Genomic DNA, 16,784 nt, shown 5'->3' with positions numbered 1-16,784 from the left:
CAGGGTGGAGTTCGTCGTATGCCGGTCCGGCCCCGTTTGCCGGATCGGCCATTTTCGTTGCGCGCACAACAATCTCTTGCGCGTTCGTACGCACGGTTGCGAGAGTCGGCGCATAATCGCTGCTTTGCGTCCTTGCCCGCGATTCGCCGTTGCAGCGCCGCTCGTCCATGCCGCTTGCCATCAAAGCCTTTCTCGCCCCGCTGATCGTGGCTTGCGCCATGTTCATGGAGAGCGTCGACGGCAACATCATCGTCACGGCATTGCCTGCGATGGCGCGCGATTTCGGCAGCGACCCGGTCGCCCTGAAGGTGGCCATCACGAGCTACGTCGTCGGGCTCGGCGTGTTCATTCCGATTTGCGGATGGCTTGCCGATCGGTTTGGGGCGCGCACCGTCTTTCGCACGGCCATCGGCATCTTCATCGCAGGTTCGATCATGTGCGCCGTCGCGCGCTCGCTGCCCGTCTTCACGGTCGCGCGCTTCCTGCAGGGCATCGGCGGCGCAATGATGGTCCCCGTCGGCCGCATCATCATTTTTCGCGCCGTCCCCAAGAGCGAATTCGTGCGGGCCATGAACTACCTGAGCTTGCCTGCCATGTTCGCGCCGGCCGCGGCGCCGCTGCTGGGCGGCTTCATCACCACGTACCTGCACTGGCGGCTCATCTTTTTCGTCAACGTGCCCGTCGGTATTCTCGGCATCTATCTGACGAACCGTCACATCGTCAACACACACGAACCGCATCCCGGCCCGCTCGATTGGTTCGGCTTCATGCTCTCGGCTAGCGGCGCATCACTCCTTCTGCTCGGCCTTTCGCTGATCGGCAGCGAACTCGTGTCCGACCGCGCCGCCTACGAAATGTGCGTGACCGGGGCCTTGCTGCTCTCGTTCTACGTGCTGTATGCGCAGCGCGCGCTACGGCCCTTGCTCGACCTGCGCCTGCTCAGCGCGCCGACGTTTCGCGCGAGCGTGCTGGGCGGCTCGATGTTCCGAATCGGCCTAGGCGCCGTACCGTTCCTGCTGCCGCTGGCGCTACAGGAAGGGCTTGGCATGTCGGCCTTTCAATCGGGGGCGATCACCTGCGCCTCGGCCTTCGGCAGCATGTTCATGCGCTCGTTGACTTCCTCGGTGTTGCGCAAGTTCGGTTTCCGCAAGGTACTGATCTACAACGCCGTGTTCTCGAGCATCGCGATCGCCGCCTACGGCGCCTTTTTCCCGGGCACCCCGGTCTGGACGATGTGGCTCGTCGTGTTGCTAGGAGGCTTCTTTCCTGCCCTTCAGTTCACTGCGTTGAACTCGATGATCTATGCGGAGATCGCGAGCCGGGACGTTGGCCGCGCAACGAGCCTCGGCAGCGTCGTGCAACAGATGTCTCTTGGCCTCGGTGTGACGGTGGGCGGGATCGTGTTGCAGATCGCGCGCGCGCTGCACGGCCACACGCATGCGATGTGGTCGGATTTCTGGCCGTCGTTCGTGGTCGTCGGTCTGTTCTCGCTCGGGTCCATCCCCATCACGCGCAAGCTTTCGCCCAACGCGGGCGACGAGATCGCCCGGGGGACGCGGGGGTAGGTTCTTCGTTATCTCGCTGAGCGCTTCAGGCGATGCGCCCTCGGCTCCGGGACGCCGCAAGCCAAGCGGTAAGCCATGCCATGAGCCAGGGGCACCCACAAGGTAAGCGTAAAACTTGAGGTTCTACGCCCGAGTTAAGGTTCCGAACGCCTCGCTGAAATCCGTGGCGAAGGTAATCGGATGAAGGTCCGCCGCTTGCCGACGCAATTCGGGCGCCTCGGTGATGAGGGCTTTGGCATCGGCCGCCGTGCTCGACGACGCTACGCGCTCGGACAGCACATCAGCCGTTCGGCGCGCCGCGCGCGAGGCATGGGGCGCGTTGTGTACGAGCGCGCCGGCAAGAACGCTAGCGTTCCTCTCGCCTGGAGCATGCCGCTGCCCTACGGTTCGGCCGTGGGGCGGGCGTCGGCCGGCGCCTCGGAAGTGGAGGTCAGATCAAGAGGTACGGCCGTGTTCGGAAGGTTCGGGCAGTCGATAGTCATCGCGATAACCATGCGCGGGCGGGCCCGAACCGAGCCGATCGTCGCGGACGAGGAACTGAAAGGGACTGCGCCGGAAAAGGGGAAGCGGATGTGCTTCGCATGACGGGACTGCGCTTCGCAGGACGTACGCGGAGCCTGCCCCGGGCGGATCATCTTTACCGCCAATACCTGACCAACCGGGACCGTCTCATGAAAACCCCTGCGGTATCCTTCAATTTCAGTGAAGCATCGATTCGCGATTTCGCGGCGAATCCGCAAGAGTCTTTGAATCAACTGAATCAGCAGTTGCATACGTCGTTGACGCAATTGATGTCGAAGTTGCGCTTCGAAAATGCCAAGCTCACGGGGCAGAGAGGGATGCACGGGGCGAACAGCACGCACGGAAAGCACGTGTCGCGCCACGCGCATTCCAAGCACCCGACGAACCATGGGGATTCGTCCAACTCGACAAATCCGTCAAATCCCCAGTCGACGCAACACCCCACCCAGCGGTTGGAAGTTTCGTCCGGGAAGGGCGATGTGTCCACGGGACCGACTTCGCGGGCCACCAGCGTCGATCAAGCGGCCCGGTCGACGCACCCGCAATTCAAGCCTGTGATACGCGGCGATGAAAAGCAGTCGGATGCGCAGGTGAAGAACCAAGCCGATTTCGGCCGCTTGGTCGACAGAACCGCGCGCGAATATGGGCTCGATCCGAACATGCTTCGCGCTCAACTGCAGGTGGAATCGGGCGCATTTACGGGCGGCTACCAAAGTGGCATGCGCCACGTCGGCGACCTCGATCGAGCGCCGCAGAACAACACGTCGCTGGGGCTCGGGCAAATCTCCCAATACTACCTCGATGGCGGGCCGTGGTCGAAGGGTGGGCCGGGCGATCCGAGGTTGGGTGGTCAAGTGGTGACGAAGTCCGAGTACGAGAACAGCGTGACGGTTCAAGTGCGGATGGCCGCGGCGAACGACGCGCTGCGCATTGCCGATCACGGCGGACTCAAGCAAGGGCTCTCCTACTACGTGTCGGGGAACGCGGATCCGACCAATCCCTCGGGCGCGAGCTATCTCCAGAAAATCAACGAGGCAATGCAGAACCCGGTCGTGACGACGCCGGGCCGGTGAGCTTCCTGCCCGATGCTCCACTTCCATCCGCTGCTCCCAGCGCACACGCTTCGCGTGAACGAATGGATGTTCGCGGTGCGCGCGGCGTCGAGGGCGCGGCACCGTTGACGAGGATCGGCCGGGATTCGTAATATGCGAAGCTTCGCATATTTACGAACCTTGTTCATACCCGAGCCAGGCGCTCACTCAAGCGGCGATGCGCTCGACGCCCCGCTCGCTCGCGAACCCACGCACGGCGTCGACCACGATCTGCGCGAGCTGATCGACCGGCGGCGCGGCCACGCTCGATGCGCGCAGCAACGTCAGACCCAGGGCGGGCAACGCGGGCAAACCGTATGCGACCGGATCGATGGTACGCACCGTCTGCGGCAAGCCATAGGCCGTGCGCACGGTGAGGCCAAGCCCCGCTGCGGCGGCGGCCCACAACCCGGCGAGGCTCGGGCTGGTCAGCGCAACGCGCCATGCGATACCCGCGCGATCGAGTGCGTCGGTTGCAAGCGAACACACCACGCACGCACCGTCGAACAATACGAGCGGCAACGGTTCGCCACTGTCGCGCGTCCATTGCAGCGCGTCCGAGCCGATCCAATGCATGGCGGGCTTGGCGACATCGACGCTAGCGCCCGACGCGCGCCGCGAGCGCATCCCAAGCTTGAAGTCGTCCCATACCAGCGCGAGATCGAGCTCGCCGGCGTCGAGCCGCTCCGTCAGCTCGGCATTGCGCGCGACGCGCGCTTCAATGCGCACTTTCGGGTGCGCCCGCGCAAAGCGCCCGAGAACGCCCGGCAGCAACGACTCGCCGAAGTCCTCCTGCAGACCCAGTCGCACCCAGCCCTCGAGATCGGTGCCCCTGGCAGCGGCGACCGCCTCGTCGTTGAGTTCGACCAGCCGGCGCGCATAACGCAGCATCACCTCGCCCGCATCCGTCAGCCCTAGACCGCGGCCCGCCTTGCGAAACAGCGGCGCGCCCACCTGCTCTTCCAACTTTCTGATTTGCGCGCTGACCGCAGAAGTGGAGCGGCCCACGCGGTCCGCCGCCTTCGCGAAGCTGCCCAAGTCCATGCCCGTGACGAAGCTGCGCAGCGCCGCTACATCGAAGTTCGCTTGGCTCATATCGTCCTGTTTTTCCGAACGGAAGGTTTTAAATTATCCGATTTTCAGCACGATGATAGGGTGGGACACTGCCTCCGTCAAATCTGCTGCGGAGCAACCTATGGATGCGCAATATCTCGTCGATACACGGACAAAGACGCTCGGTGCGTCACATCGATGGAAAGTGCTGGGTGTCGGCGTCGCCGCGAATGCCGCTTTTTCCGCTGTAGCCGCGGGCATTCCGACGACGGCTGTCTGGATGCGCACGGGCTACCAGCTCGGCAATGCGCAACTCGGTCTCGTGCTAGGCGCTACCGGGCTGGGGATCGCGCTGTCCGAGTTGCCGTGGGGCGTGGCCACCGATCGGTTCGGCGATCGGCCGGTGCTCGTCGCCGGATTGCTCGGGACCGCGCTCGCGCTGCTATCCATGGCGCTTTATCTCGTCCCCTCGCCCACGGCCATCCCGGCGTTATGGCTGCTCGTGCTCGCCATGGCGCTCGTCGGCTTGCTGGGCGGTAGCGTCAACGGCTCGAGCGGCCGCGCGATCATGAGTTGGTTCAAGGAAGGCGAACGCGGCATCGCCATGAGCATCCGGCAGACCGCCGTACCGATGGGCGGCGGCATCGGCGCCTCGTTGCTGCCGTGGCTCGCTTCGGCGCACGGCTTTGCCGCCGTCTACAGCGTGCTGGCGCTCATGTGTGCGGCGCCTGCGATCTTCGCGCTGCGCTGGCTCCGCGAGCCGCCCGACGCATCGGCCGCGCCGAGCGCGGCACGGCCGAGCGCGCCCGCGAACCAACCCAGCGCGCTGCGCGAAATGCAGATATGGCGGGTGGCGCTGGGCATTGCCTTGCTATGCGTGCCTCAGTTCGCCATCCTGACGCTCGGGACCGTGTTTTTGCACGACTTCGGGCACCTCGGCACGTTCGGCATCAGCGCGGCGATGGCGTCGCTGCAGGTGGGCGCGATGGCAATGCGCGTATGGAGCGGCCGTTATACGGATCGTCACGGCAATCGGCGCGCTTATCTGCGCGGCTCCACGATCGCAGCGGCCTTGCCTTTCGCCGCATTGACCGCGGTCGTAGCGCTTGGGCACGCGGCGCCCGTCGCCGCCATCGTCGTCATAACCGTCGTCGCCGGTGTGTGCGTGTCGGCATGGCACGGCGTGGCTTACGCAGAACTCGCGACGCTCGCGGGACCGGCGCGCGCAGGCACCGCGCTCGGCATGGCCAACGCGCTCGTGTACGCCGGCCTTTTTCTCGTGCCGCTCGGGCTGGCGCATCTGCTCGCGGCCACGTCGTGGACGCTCGTCTGGTTCGTCGCTGGGCTCGCCCCGCTTCTGGTTCGCCCGCTCTTTCCGCGGCCGCTTTCTCGATAGTCAGCGACGCCGCGTCGAGTACGGCCGCCCTTCGTTGGGGCCGGCGGCCGTCCTTGCTTGGCCCGAATGCATGAAGCGCACCGCCGGTGTACGCTTCGACATCCGCCAAGCACGATAGGTATCGCGAGACCCTGCCAATGACGACGATCCCGCTGGCCGCCGCGCGCACACTACATTTGGCTGCGCAGGGGCTACTATCGCCCCCGCGCCGAAAAGCAAACAAAGACGACGTGCTGGCCGCCATTCGCCGCATGGCGCAATTACAGATCGATACGATTCACGTCGTTGCGCGCAGCCCGTATTTCGTCCTGTTCAGCCGCATCGGCCCGTACCATCCGCAGTGGCTCGACGAGCACCTCGCCGAAGGGCGCCTGTTCGAATATTGGTCGCACGAGGCTTGTTTCGTGCCGATCGAAGACTACGGGCTCGTGCGCCACCGCATGCTCGATCCGAGCAAGATGGGCTGGAAATACGCGGCCGATTGGCATAAACGACACCGGGACGAAATCGAGCGCCTGCTCGCTCGCGTGCGCGAGCACGGGCCGGTACGCGCGGCGGACTTCGCCCGCGAAGCGGGCCGCGGCAATGGCTGGTGGGATTGGAAGCCGGAAAAACGCCACTTGGAAGTGCTCTTCACACTGGGGCGCCTGATGGTCGCGCACCGGCACAACTTTCATCGCGTGTATGACATCGCCGAGCGCGTGATGCCCAACTGGAACGACGAGCGCGATCTGCCGCCGGCCGACACCGTGTCGCAAACGCTCGTCGCCCGAACCTGCCGTGCCTTGGGCGTCAGCCGTGCCGACTGGATTGCCGATTACTATCGAATCGAGCGCCGCCCCTACACGGCCGAGCTTCATGCGCTGGCCGATCGGGGCGAGGCCATCGTCGTGCGCGTAGAAGGATGGAAACAGGATGCTTTCGTGCCGACCGAGTTGACGCCGTTGATCGAGGATGCCGCCCAGGGGCGTCTACGCTCGACGGTTACCACGTTGCTCTCGCCGTTCGATCCGGTCGTGTGGGACCGCAAACGCGCAGCCGCCCTATTCGACTTCGACTACGCGATCGAATGCTACACGCCGGCGGCCAAACGCAAGTACGGCTACTTCTGCCTGCCCATTCTTCATCGCGGCAAACTGATTGGGCGCGTCGACGCGAAAGCGCATCGCGAACGAGGCGTGTTCGAATTGAAGTCGCTCCATCTCGAGCCTGGGGTGCGCGCCGGCGCGTCGATGCTTGCCGAGCTACGCCGCGCGCTTCGTCGTTGCGCGCACTGGCACGGCACGCCCGAGTTGACGATCGGCTTGGCGCCGCCCGAAGTCGCACGAGCGATCCTCGCCATGGACTGAGCGGCCGAGCGCCGCCACGATACCCGCTCAGCCGAGCGGGCTCATGCCGATCAGCCAGCGATGCAGCACGAAGGCGAACAGCGCCCAGGCGATCAAGCCGACGATCACGACTTTCGTATCGCCCGAAACGGTACCGGCCGGATATTGCACGCCGGCCATCCGATCGCGCCGCCGCGAAACGACCGCGCCGACCGCGCCCCAAATCAGAAAGACGCCGAAGAGCAGGACGGCGTTGAGCGTGCCGTTCGCAAGCAGATGAGCCAGCGCCCAGACGGCGACGCCCACCATCATCGGATGCCCGATCGTTCGCTTGATCCGATTGCCCGGCACGTAAGCGGCGGCGATCAACACGAACGCGAGCGCTACGAGCAGTGCCGTGAGATGCCGGGCGCCAATGGGCGGGGACCACAATACGGCCGGCGTTCGCCTCGCGACGCCATAACCCCACACGATCAGTACGAATCCCACGAGCGAGGCGACGGAATATAGGCCTTTCCATCCATGCTCGCCGAATCGAGCGGCCTGCTCGTTGCGCCATGCCGGGGCGACGAGCCGCGTGCTATGAACACCGATAAAAATGAGCAAGCCGAGAATCAATATCGCCACGTCGAACCTCGTTTGTTATTGTCCACTGTCGTTCATGATGCGAGTGCGATTCGCGGACGCCCGCGGCATCCGCGCTCAAAGAAAGACCCTGCGCGTTATGGCGTTGCCGAGATCACATGCGCCATTGCAGCCGTCAACTTCTTGGCGAACGGGACGTGCAAGAATTCGTTCGGCCCATGGGCATTCGATTTCGGACCCAGCACGCCGCAGACGACGAACTGCGACTGCGGAAACCCTTCCTGCAATACGTTCATCAACGGGATAGTGCCGCCTTGCCCGATAAAGGCGCAATCGGCGCCGAAATGCGCGCGCGATGCGTCGTTGACCGCTTGCGCGAGCCACGGCGCGAGATCCGGCGCGTTCCAGCCGTTCGCGCTCGCATCCGGCTTGAACGTTACCTTCGCGTTATAGGGCGGATCGAGCTCGAGCAGCGCCTTGAGATCGGCAACCGCACGCGCCGCATCGACGAGCGCCGGCACCCGCAGCGAGAGTTTGAAGGCCGTTCGCGGACGCAGTACATTGCCCGCGCTCGCGAGGGCAGGCAACCCTTCGGCGCCCGTGACCGAAAGCGAAGGCCGCCAGGTCGCATTGAGCAGCGCTTCGTAGGGGTCGGTCGTCACCGGCAATACCGGCTTGCCATCCTGCCCGCAGGCCCAAGGCGATGCCTTCCACACTTCGTCGCCAAGAATGGCGGCCGTGGCTCGCGCTTCCGCCTCCCGGCTGGGCGGTATCTCGCAGTGGAAGGCCGCCGGCAATAGATTGCCCGTCGCCGCATCTTCCAGGCGTTCGAACAATTGCCGCATGACGCGAAAGCTCGATGGCACGATGCCGCCGTAAGAGCCCGAATGAACGCCCTCGTCGAGCACCTGAACTTCGAGCGAACCGCCGACGAGACCACGCAGCGACGTAGTCAACCAAAGTTGATCGTAATTGCCGGCGCCCGAATCGAGACAGACGACGAGCGCGACATTGCCGAGGCGTTCGCGCAGCGCATCGACATAGGGCAGCAGATCGTAGCTGCCCGATTCTTCGCACGTCTCGATCAGACCGACGCAGCGAGGGCGTGCCACACCCTGCTCGTCGAGCGCGGCAAGCGCGCACATGCTCGCGTAAATGGCATATCCATCGTCGGCGCCGCCGCGGCCGTACAGCTTGCCGTGCTCGTACTTCGGCGTCCAGGGGCCGAGATCCTTTCGCCATCCGTCGAACTCGGGCTGCTTGTCGAGATGGCCATATAGCACGACAGTGTCGGTGCTGCCGGGCGCCGTGGCGGGCGCCTCGAAAAAGATCACGGGTGTGCGCCCCGGCAAGCGCACGATCTCGAGCTTAAGGCCTTGCACCCGCTGCGCTTGCGCCCAGCTCGCGGCATCGGTCACGACGCGCTCGAGGTAGCCATGCTTTTGCCAATCGGCATCGAATGCGGGGCTTTTGGCGGGAATCGCGATGTATTCGGTCAGAGCGGGGACGATTTCTTCATCCCATTTGCGTTCGACGAACTGTGTTAATGCGTGCGGATCTATCGATTTGCTTTGCTGCTTCGCATCATGTGCTGTCATGGCGGTGGGCTGTGGCAGTCAAAGCGCACATGATAGACCCGATCGCCGTGCGCAGCCGTCCCGAATGCGCGACAATCGAACTCACCCCACTCTTCGAGGCGAGTGCCATGTTGGGCCACGTAGCCTTAGAAGTCGTAGAGGTCGTGTTTGCCCTGGCGATTTACTTTTTGCCGGCCATCGTCGCAGACCGCCGAGGCCGCCATGACCTGCTTACGATCGCGCTGTTCAACGCATGTATGGGCTGGACCGTGTTCGGCTGGCTGCTCGCGCTTTACTGGGCGTTCCTGCCCAATCCCCCACCCGGCATCGCTCGCTCCATCACGGCAAAGCGCCGGCTACTGAGCATGACCGCATTCTCGGCCGCACTGTTCTCGCGTATCGAACAGCGCGCGGCCAAGCGCGATCACAACCGCTGAGACAGCGCGGCAGCGCGGTGTCGTCGCGCTGCCAGCGCGATTGCGCCGCCTGTTTTTGTTCGGTTAGACAGCGGATTTGAGGGCCGTGCGCGCGAACGTGGCGCCCGCTGTCAGCGAGTTGGTCCACGCGCCGGCGCCGTACCCGCGAACGTGAACGAGCCCAGGCGGAATGGAGCGGGGCTCCCAGCCGAGCACCTCGCGTGCGAATACGCCCTGCCGAAATTCCCCGTGTTCGTCGAACCATTGGCACAGCACGCCTTCGGCGGTGATGGCCGTCACTGTCATGCGCGAGCCGCCCGCTTTGAGCGTTACGACGTCGCCTACGCAATACTGTTCAACCGCGTCACGGGTAGCATTCGACATAAGGACTCCGTCGCCAAGCATTTGAACCGTCGCGTGCGCGACGGCGTTTCAATTGTGCGGTGACGAACGGAAAACAAATAATGGAGCCGCTCGCCCCTGCCCCCTCTACATAACCACCGAGGTCAAGCAAAGACTAACAATAGAATTTTTATTCTACAAGCAATTCTAGGGAAAACATGGAGAAGGATTTTGTCGCAATCCGGGGTTCGACAATCCGTCATGCGATTTTAGAGAGCGATAAATCCACCCGGTTAGATTAGGGAGGGGTTATCGTTAAACCGTAAAAATCGTACTTTTCAAAGCGCACGCGCGGCACCCCAAAATGCCCGCCAGCAAAGGGTTTCGGCCTATTCTGCAAGCACTGGCTTGGCGCCTATCCTCGGCTACCGCTCAGCGCGCCAGTCTAATAACTTGATCCAAATCAAATGGCGCATTGCATCATGGGTCGATTCGTATATTCGACAGCCGGTAAATAGCTCCTGGAACATGGAAACGTTTTCTAGCGCTCGGTTTATCTTTGAATAACAAGCAGCGTATATGAAATAGCCCTCCGCCAAATTGATTTGACGTATGACCTCAAATGATCGCGCCGAGCATTGGGGCTGCGCGGCGCGACGCGACTACGATCAGCTTCATTGTGGCGCGCGTCGCCCCCACGAACAGCTTGCGGGCCGCACGTTCGTCAAAGGCCTCGAAGTCGACTTCCGTCAGCACCACACACGGCGCCGACTGCCCTTTGAAGCGATAGATCGACTCGAGCAGCACGTCGCCGTCGCGGTACTCCGGGCTGCCGAATAAATCGTACTTGCCCGTAAAGCTGCGTAGCCGGTGCGGCCCCAGATGTTCGAGCGCGGTGAGGGCCGAGCCTTCGCGGCCGCGGAACGACAACACCGCGATGTCTTGCTTGCGGAACCCCAACGAAAGCGCCTGCGTGATGGCGCGCTTGGTCGAATCGACGACGGTCTCGCCAGCGGCTTCGTCGTACGAAGCGATCGAAATATCTGAGCCGTCGAAGGGACTCCCCGCGACCAGACCTGCCGCACGCGGCACCGCGCCCCCCACCTTCTCGCGCACGAAATCCAAAATGTCTCGCGGGCTGCGATAGTTCGTCGTCTCCGTCAACACCGTCCATCCGGGCAATGCAACCGGTTCGCGCATATAGAGGTTCTGCAGCGGATCTTCCAGCCACCACCAAGCGCCTTCCGGACGAATCAGACGCGACAGGGCGGCTACCCATGCCTCTTGAAAGTCCTGGCCCTCGTCGACGATCAAGACGTCGAAGGTCCACCGCTCGCCGATCGGCGCGTCGGCAAATACCGTTTCAAGCCGGCCGAATGCCTCCGTCGTCTGAAAATCCTGCACCGCGCCGACATCTCTCGCGATCCAATCGCACAACTGATGGTAATTGGCGACCTTCGCACCCTCGGGCGCGACCCGCGCGATATGGTCGGCCAGCGGCCGGTTGAAGCAAACGTACAGCACGCGCTTGCCGCTCGCGGCCGCATCCTTCATCACTTGCACGGCCAACTGAGTCTTGCCCGAGCCCGCCGTGCCGACTACGCGCAGACGAAACGGCGAGAATTCGAGCCGGCGCGCCCATGTGGCCAAGCCGCCGGACAAGCGCGTCACCAGCGTGCCCGCCTGGCCGACCAGCGCGCTCGTATCGGGTGTCAGCGACAACTCGTCCGACAAAAAGTGATGGATCTTGGCGGCACAGGGCAGCTTCGGCTCGTCGGCTGGCAACGCCGCAAGGATGATCGAAACCAGACAATCCTTTCGAGTGGCATCGACGATGCCCTCGGGCGGGATGCCCGCGATCGCGGTCTGCTTGACGACATAATCGGGACAAAACAACAGCGCTTCGATACAGTAGGTGCCGGCGCCGAAGGCTGCGGTGAACCGGCGATGCATTCGCTCGATGGTCTGAGCCAGCTGAATGGAGACGTTGCGCTCGGTTTGCAGATAGACCTTCACGAGCCCTTTCGGCGTTTCCCGCAAGAACCCTGCCTTTTGTTCGACGAGCATGACGCGCCCGGCCGGGCTCACGATAACGAAGTCGGCCTCGCCGAATACGGAGAAAGCCCGATTCAGGCGAGTCCAATGCACGCCGTGATATACGGTGTAACCCTCGGGCAACGCGGCCTCGAGCAACGTGAGCGTTTCGCGCTCGCGTTGCGCGGCGCCGGTTGCGGCCAAATTCTTCCAATCATCGGGAATTAGGCGTGCCATGGCGGGTCGATCCTCGCTTTGCCGTTTTGAATTCGGCGTATTGTACAAACCGCGCGCCGGCTGCCTCGTTTCGAGGCGTCGCCGCATTCTTTCGGAGGACAGGTAATGCTGAAGATTTGGGGACGTGCCAACTCGGTCAACGTGCAAAAGGTGCTGTGGTGCTGCGACGAGCTCGGCCTCCCGTTCGAGCGGATCGATGCCGGACTGCAATTCGGCCGAGTCAACGATCCGGACTACCGCGAGCTCAACCCGAACGGGCAAGTGCCGACGCTCGTCGACGGCGCCTTCGTCCTATGGGAATCGAACGCCATTGTGCGCTATCTCGCGATGCAATATGGCGCTTCGAGCGCCCTGTATCCCAGCGAACCGAAGCTGCGCGCCAGTATCGACCGCTGGCTCGATTGGTCGCTCTCGACCCTCGCCCCCGCGGAACGCCCCGTGTTCATGACACTCGTGCGCACGCCCGCGCAAGACCGGGACATGATCGCGCTCGCGTCCAACCTCAAAACACTCGTCGTTCGCTGGAAAGTTCTCGACGCGCACCTTCAGGGGCGCTTTCACATCGAAGGCGACCGCTTCACGCTCGCCGACATCGTCCTTGGCGCATTCGCGAAGCGTTGGTTCGGTGTAGAGGGGATCGATCGTCCGCCGATGCCGAGCCTCGAGCGCTGGTATCAGCGTTTGACGCAACGCGCACCGTTCAAGAAATACATCGATCTGCCGCTGACCTGAACTCAAACGTGGCGCGCGCGCCCGCGATTGGGCGCGCTAGTCTTGCGCCATCTCCCCGTATTCGAGGGGCGAGCCACGGTAGTCACGGGGTGCGGCCGCGCTCGCCTGCCGGCACCAGCAACGATTCGAGCAGCGGCAACTGCACGGGCTTGGTGAGGTGCAGATCAAAGCCCTTGGCAAGCGAGCGCGCGACATCGCTTTCCTGGCCGAAGCCCGTCATCGCTGCGAAACGCGCGCCGCGCGTCGCTTTCTTGCCCTTCAACTGACGCAGCACCGTGTATCCGTCCGCCCCCGGCATGGCCAAGTCGATGAGGGCGGCGTCGATCGTATCCGCGCGTTCGGCGAGCTGCACCGCTTGTGCGCCGCTGTAGGCAACCTGCACGCGGTGCCCCATCATGCGCAACAACATGGCCATGCTATCGGCGGAATCGCGATTGTCGTCCACGACGAGCACGGCCAGCGCGCCGCGCAGCCGATTGCTCGCGACATCCTCGCCCATGCCTTCATCGTTGGCGGCGCCCTGAACGGCGTACAGCGGCAGCTTCACCGCGAAGGTGGCGCCGCGCCCCAACCCGTCGCTCGTCGCGTTGATCGACCCGCCATGCATTTCGACCAGCCAGCGGCACAACGTCAGACCGATGCCCAACCCGCTCTCCCTGCGCTCGAAACGATTGTCGGCTTGCACGAACAAATCGAAGATCGAATCGAGTGCGCTCGCCTCGATGCCGCAGCCCTCGTCGGTCACGCGCAAGCGCGCGAACGTACGGCCGATCTTGTCGATGCTGACGGTGATCCGGCCGCCCTGCTCCGAAAACTTCGATGCATTGTTCAGCAGGCTTTGCACGACTTGGACGAGCCGCGTCGCATCGCCATTGACCACGATGCGCCCCGCCGCGGTCTGCACATCGACCGTTTGCTGGCGCAACGAGACGTGCGGCCGGGTCATCTCGACGGCGCGCACGACGACTTCCGACAGATCGACGGGCGCAAGGCGCAGCGACACCTTGCCCGTGGTCACGCGACCCGCGTCGAGCAGATCGTCGACGAGCCGCGTCAAATGCGAGATCTGCCGGTCGATCATATCGCGGCACTGTCGCAGCGTCGGACTCACGAGCGGCTCCAGCATCATGACGCTCAGCGCGTTGCTGACGGGCGCGAGCGGGTTGCGCAGTTCATGGGCGAGCGTCGCCAAGAACTCGTTCATGTGTTGGCTCGCGGCTTCCAACTCGCGCAAGCGCTTGCGCTCGGTCATGTCGCGCGTGACTTTGGCATAGCCGCGGACTTGGCGGCCGTCGCCGCCCACGGCATAGACGGCCGTGAGCACGACATTCGCCCAAAACATCGTCCCGTCTTTGCGCACGCGCCAGCCTTCGTCCTCCACTCGGCCGGTACGCGCCGCAACGGCGAGTTCCGCCTCGGGCTTGCCATTGGCGATGTCGTCCGGTGGATAAAAGATCGAGACGTGTTGCCCGATGACCTCCTGCGCCGTGTAGCCCTTGATCTTTTCGGCGCCGCTGTTCCAACTGACGATCACGCCGTCGGCGTCGAGCATGTAGATCGCGTAGTCCTGCACGGACTCGAGCAGGATCCGCAAACGTTCCTCGGGAGGAACCACCTGCTCTGGTGGCGGCGAGAACGACTGGCTATCGCTGGCGAAGCTATCCGGACGCATGACGGCGGCTTTCGTTTGGAGGAAATGCGACACGTATATTGCCGCTGGCGACCATGGAAGCACGACGCATGCCTGCATCGATTCGCCGCCCCTCCTCCACGCGACGCGTCGTTGCCATGAACGAAGGCACGCGGCCGCACGATCGATCCGGCATACTTCACCGCGCCATGCTTGGGCCGCGTCAGCGGCCCGAATCACAGGGTCGAATAGTTGCTAAAGCAACTTTGACAGTCCGCTTTTGCAAAAACTTCCGCACGTGAGGGCAGCGCGGCTCGGGACGAACCGGCGCGCGGCACTATCCTAGCGCGCGCGCATCGACGGCATCGGCGAGAAGCGCGATGAGACGCTCGGGGTCCGCGGGCTTTCTGACGAAGTGATGAAATCCTTCGCCGATGCTGCGCAGCCGGTATGCTTCGTTGGCATGCCCGGTGATCGCGACCGCAACGGCAGGCGAGCGGCCGTTGCGGATCTCGTCCTCGCGCAAACGTTGAATGAGGTAAAAACCGTCCATGGCAGGCAAATCGATGTCGCAGACGACGACATCGGGCGCCAGGCTCAGCGCCGCTTCGATGCCTTCTTCCGCATCGGCCGCGGCCACGACTCGCGCGCCCTCGGCTTCGAGCACCATTGCGAGCGACTGTCTGCTGGAGGGATCGTCCTCGACGAGGACGATCGTCACCTGCTCGAGTCTCATGAGTCCGTTCATACGAATCGTTCTAACTATCCATACCTGCACCTGAGCCTCCGACCGTTGCACCCACGCGGAAGTTGCATGTGGCACCAGATTACGGCCGACAAGCTGCGCCTCGCCCCCGGGTTCCTAAGGAAGGCTGAGGACGGGCGAACGATAGCAGATCGATAAGTTGGAACGATGACCGCGGCCTGCTCGCATGAGCCCGCTCGCAGCGGCGCGCTGCCGAGCGACGCCCGACCACGCGATCGCACGCCTCTAACGGAGCCCCCGCCCCGGCGAACTTTCTGTGCGCGTGGTGCGCTCGCTGCTCGATCAGCGATTTGCGGCGGGCTCCGTCGACGGACCGAACTCGTAAGGTTGGAGGAACGCAAAACGTCGCTCGAGCCCGCTGCACACGGTGCCGACCGCCGCTTTCATCGCTTCGGCGTCCAGCGCCGTATTGCCGCTCGATTCGGCCAGCGTCACTTGTTTGACTGTGCTCGGCGGCGATATCGTGATGCGTACGATGGTCGTAGCCGATTGGCGCTGCTGCATGGGTTCGCCGGTGGAGCCTGCCAACGGAACCTCGCAAACGACCTGCTTGCCCGCAACGACCTTAGTGATCGTCTGAGTCCGTGAATGAAGCGAAGAAGGGGCGGCGGGCGTCGCCGCGGCGGAAAGCGCGGGCCCCATGCTACGTTCGGCGGCTGGCCGCGAGAGCGGCGGTGCAGGCAACTGTGCGACCGTCGGCGACAACGCCTGCGACGCGCAAACCGGCTCCCGGACACCATGCCGCAATTGAACGGGGCACTGGCTGGATGCGGGCCCGGAAGGTGTTTCTTCTTTGTTGGACGGGTTGGTCGGATCCACAAACGTCGTGCGTGCGAGGAGCGCTTTGCCGTCGGCCTCGCCGACAGGCTCGATCTTCGAGCACGTCATACTGGGTGAAATCGAAAAGTAATTGATGCCGCCGCGTTCAGCGACAAATGCCTTGCCGTCTTCCTTCCAGGTCGGCGACCACCCGCCGAAGCATTTCACGGCGATCGTGTGAGATCCTGCCGGGATCGCGAAATGCGTGTTCTCGCCCGAGCGAATGCTGAAAACGTCCTTACCGTCGAACGCGACATAGTAGCTGTTGGTCATGCCGATTGCATTACTGGGCCGAATCAAGACCAACGTCGTGGAAGCTGAGCTATCGGTGATGGCCGGCAGATCGCCGATGCGGCCGGCGCTGGCGCAGCCCGCCAAGATGAGTGCGGCGATGCCACAGATTGTCTTTTTCATGCTCGTTGAATATAGCGAGGAACGATAATCATGCCGCGGCGCCTACCGGCCTACGCGTCGCGCATTGATTATCGGCAAAGCGACATAATTCTTTAGCCCAAAGCAACGAAAAATTTGATATGCGACGGCATAGCTCCCTTGCCGATAAGAACAATGACGTGCGGCGACGATTACCACGATCATGCGTTCGCGATGCGCAACCTCCCCCTGCTTCTCCATAAATTGAGGAAATCGGGAATCGACGTTCAAATGATTGGAGGACGCGACAAATCGTCTC

General features: G+C 63.4%; 15 protein-coding genes. 7 read left to right on the top strand and 8 right to left on the bottom strand.

Annotation, left to right across the window (positions count from 1 at the left end):
• The first annotated feature begins 167 nt into the window (after positions 1-167).
• The 3 genes from MMB74_RS15785 (at position 168) to MMB74_RS15775 (ending at position 3,160) form a co-directional block, all read left to right on the top strand.
• Complete coding sequence (locus MMB74_RS15785) at positions 168-1,565, top strand: MFS transporter (protein ID WP_277429592.1); 1,398 nt, start codon at positions 168-170, stop codon at positions 1,563-1,565.
• Positions 1,566-1,745: 180 nt separating this feature from the next.
• Positions 1,746-2,150, top strand: coding sequence for a hypothetical protein (locus MMB74_RS15780; protein WP_277429591.1), 405 nt, complete (start codon positions 1,746-1,748; stop codon positions 2,148-2,150).
• An 86-nt stretch (positions 2,151-2,236) separates the two neighbouring features.
• Positions 2,237-3,160 (top strand): FmdB family transcriptional regulator, encoded by a 924-nt coding sequence (locus MMB74_RS15775; RefSeq protein WP_277429590.1) that lies wholly within the window; start codon positions 2,237-2,239, stop codon positions 3,158-3,160.
• A gap of 186 nt (positions 3,161-3,346) precedes the next feature.
• Here the strand turns inward: MMB74_RS15775 and MMB74_RS15770 are convergent, their stop codons facing one another.
• On the bottom strand, positions 3,347-4,273 hold the full coding sequence (locus tag MMB74_RS15770; protein WP_277429589.1) for a LysR substrate-binding domain-containing protein: 927 nt from the start codon (positions 4,271-4,273) through the stop codon (positions 3,347-3,349).
• Positions 4,274-4,373: 100 nt separating this feature from the next.
• Between MMB74_RS15770 and MMB74_RS15765 the strand changes: the two genes are divergently transcribed.
• Positions 4,374-5,627, top strand: a complete 1,254-nt coding sequence (locus MMB74_RS15765; protein WP_277429588.1) for an MFS transporter — start codon at positions 4,374-4,376, stop codon at positions 5,625-5,627.
• 137 nt (positions 5,628-5,764) lie between these two features.
• Complete coding sequence (locus tag MMB74_RS15760) at positions 5,765-6,976, top strand: crosslink repair DNA glycosylase YcaQ family protein (RefSeq protein ID WP_277429587.1); 1,212 nt, start codon at positions 5,765-5,767, stop codon at positions 6,974-6,976.
• Between the two features lie 27 nt (positions 6,977-7,003).
• Here the strand turns inward: MMB74_RS15760 and MMB74_RS15755 are convergent, their stop codons facing one another.
• The gene (locus MMB74_RS15755; RefSeq protein ID WP_277429586.1) at positions 7,004-7,582 is read right to left on the bottom strand and encodes an NnrU family protein; all 579 of its coding nucleotides are present in this window, start codon (positions 7,580-7,582) and stop codon (positions 7,004-7,006) included.
• A 95-nt stretch (positions 7,583-7,677) separates the two neighbouring features.
• Positions 7,678-9,138: a M20 family metallopeptidase gene (locus MMB74_RS15750; RefSeq protein ID WP_277429585.1), complete on the bottom strand. Its 1,461-nt coding sequence runs from the start codon at positions 9,136-9,138 to the stop codon at positions 7,678-7,680.
• 107 nt (positions 9,139-9,245) lie between these two features.
• Between MMB74_RS15750 and MMB74_RS15745 the strand changes: the two genes are divergently transcribed.
• Entirely contained in the window at positions 9,246-9,554 is a 309-nt protein-coding gene (locus MMB74_RS15745; protein ID WP_277429584.1) for a superinfection immunity protein, read from the top strand.
• Positions 9,555-9,617: 63 nt separating this feature from the next.
• Here the strand turns inward: MMB74_RS15745 and MMB74_RS15740 are convergent, their stop codons facing one another.
• Both MMB74_RS15740 and MMB74_RS15735 read right to left on the bottom strand, forming a co-directional pair.
• Positions 9,618-9,917 carry a YodC family protein gene (locus tag MMB74_RS15740; RefSeq protein ID WP_277429583.1) on the bottom strand — a complete coding sequence of 100 codons (300 nt, stop codon included), beginning with the start codon at positions 9,915-9,917 and terminating at the stop codon, positions 9,618-9,620.
• A gap of 576 nt (positions 9,918-10,493) precedes the next feature.
• Positions 10,494-12,146, bottom strand: a complete 1,653-nt coding sequence (locus tag MMB74_RS15735; protein WP_277429582.1) for an ATP-dependent helicase — start codon at positions 12,144-12,146, stop codon at positions 10,494-10,496.
• 105 nt (positions 12,147-12,251) lie between these two features.
• Here MMB74_RS15735 and MMB74_RS15730 point away from each other — a divergent pair, with 105 nt between their 5' ends.
• Complete coding sequence (locus MMB74_RS15730) at positions 12,252-12,878, top strand: glutathione S-transferase family protein (protein WP_277429581.1); 627 nt, start codon at positions 12,252-12,254, stop codon at positions 12,876-12,878.
• An 82-nt stretch (positions 12,879-12,960) separates the two neighbouring features.
• Here the strand turns inward: MMB74_RS15730 and MMB74_RS15725 are convergent, their stop codons facing one another.
• The 3 genes from MMB74_RS15725 to MMB74_RS15715 form a co-directional block, all read right to left on the bottom strand.
• Entirely contained in the window at positions 12,961-14,550 is a 1,590-nt protein-coding gene (locus tag MMB74_RS15725; protein ID WP_277429580.1) for an ATP-binding protein, read from the bottom strand.
• A gap of 295 nt (positions 14,551-14,845) precedes the next feature.
• A complete protein-coding gene (locus MMB74_RS15720; protein ID WP_277429579.1) occupies positions 14,846-15,256 on the bottom strand; it encodes a response regulator in 411 nt (136 codons plus the stop codon).
• A 300-nt stretch (positions 15,257-15,556) separates the two neighbouring features.
• Positions 15,557-16,507: an energy transducer TonB gene (locus MMB74_RS15715; RefSeq protein WP_277429578.1), complete on the bottom strand. Its 951-nt coding sequence runs from the start codon at positions 16,505-16,507 to the stop codon at positions 15,557-15,559.
• Between the last annotated feature and the right edge of the window lie 277 nt (positions 16,508-16,784).

This window comes from Trinickia sp. Y13, from assembly GCF_029522115.1.
GTDB lineage: Bacteria > Pseudomonadota > Gammaproteobacteria > Burkholderiales > Burkholderiaceae > Trinickia.
Note: the sequence above shows the minus strand (reverse complement) of the source record. Positions and strands in the feature narration are given on the sequence as shown.

Coding starts and splice junctions, on each gene's coding strand:
- MMB74_RS15785 (WP_277429592.1), top strand. CDS start 168: ATGCCGCTTGCCATCAAAGCCTTTCTCGCCCCGCTGATCGTGGCTTGC.
- MMB74_RS15780 (WP_277429591.1), top strand. CDS start 1,746: ATGAAGGTCCGCCGCTTGCCGACGCAATTCGGGCGCCTCGGTGATGAG.
- MMB74_RS15775 (WP_277429590.1), top strand. CDS start 2,237: ATGAAAACCCCTGCGGTATCCTTCAATTTCAGTGAAGCATCGATTCGC.
- MMB74_RS15770 (WP_277429589.1), bottom strand. CDS start 4,273: ATGAGCCAAGCGAACTTCGATGTAGCGGCGCTGCGCAGCTTCGTCACG.
- MMB74_RS15765 (WP_277429588.1), top strand. CDS start 4,374: ATGGATGCGCAATATCTCGTCGATACACGGACAAAGACGCTCGGTGCG.
- MMB74_RS15760 (WP_277429587.1), top strand. CDS start 5,765: ATGACGACGATCCCGCTGGCCGCCGCGCGCACACTACATTTGGCTGCG.
- MMB74_RS15750 (WP_277429585.1), bottom strand. CDS start 9,138: ATGACAGCACATGATGCGAAGCAGCAAAGCAAATCGATAGATCCGCAC.
- MMB74_RS15745 (WP_277429584.1), top strand. CDS start 9,246: ATGTTGGGCCACGTAGCCTTAGAAGTCGTAGAGGTCGTGTTTGCCCTG.
- MMB74_RS15740 (WP_277429583.1), bottom strand. CDS start 9,917: ATGTCGAATGCTACCCGTGACGCGGTTGAACAGTATTGCGTAGGCGAC.
- MMB74_RS15735 (WP_277429582.1), bottom strand. CDS start 12,146: ATGGCACGCCTAATTCCCGATGATTGGAAGAATTTGGCCGCAACCGGC.
- MMB74_RS15730 (WP_277429581.1), top strand. CDS start 12,252: ATGCTGAAGATTTGGGGACGTGCCAACTCGGTCAACGTGCAAAAGGTG.
- MMB74_RS15725 (WP_277429580.1), bottom strand. CDS start 14,550: ATGCGTCCGGATAGCTTCGCCAGCGATAGCCAGTCGTTCTCGCCGCCA.
- MMB74_RS15720 (WP_277429579.1), bottom strand. CDS start 15,256: ATGAACGGACTCATGAGACTCGAGCAGGTGACGATCGTCCTCGTCGAG.
- MMB74_RS15715 (WP_277429578.1), bottom strand. CDS start 16,507: ATGAAAAAGACAATCTGTGGCATCGCCGCACTCATCTTGGCGGGCTGC.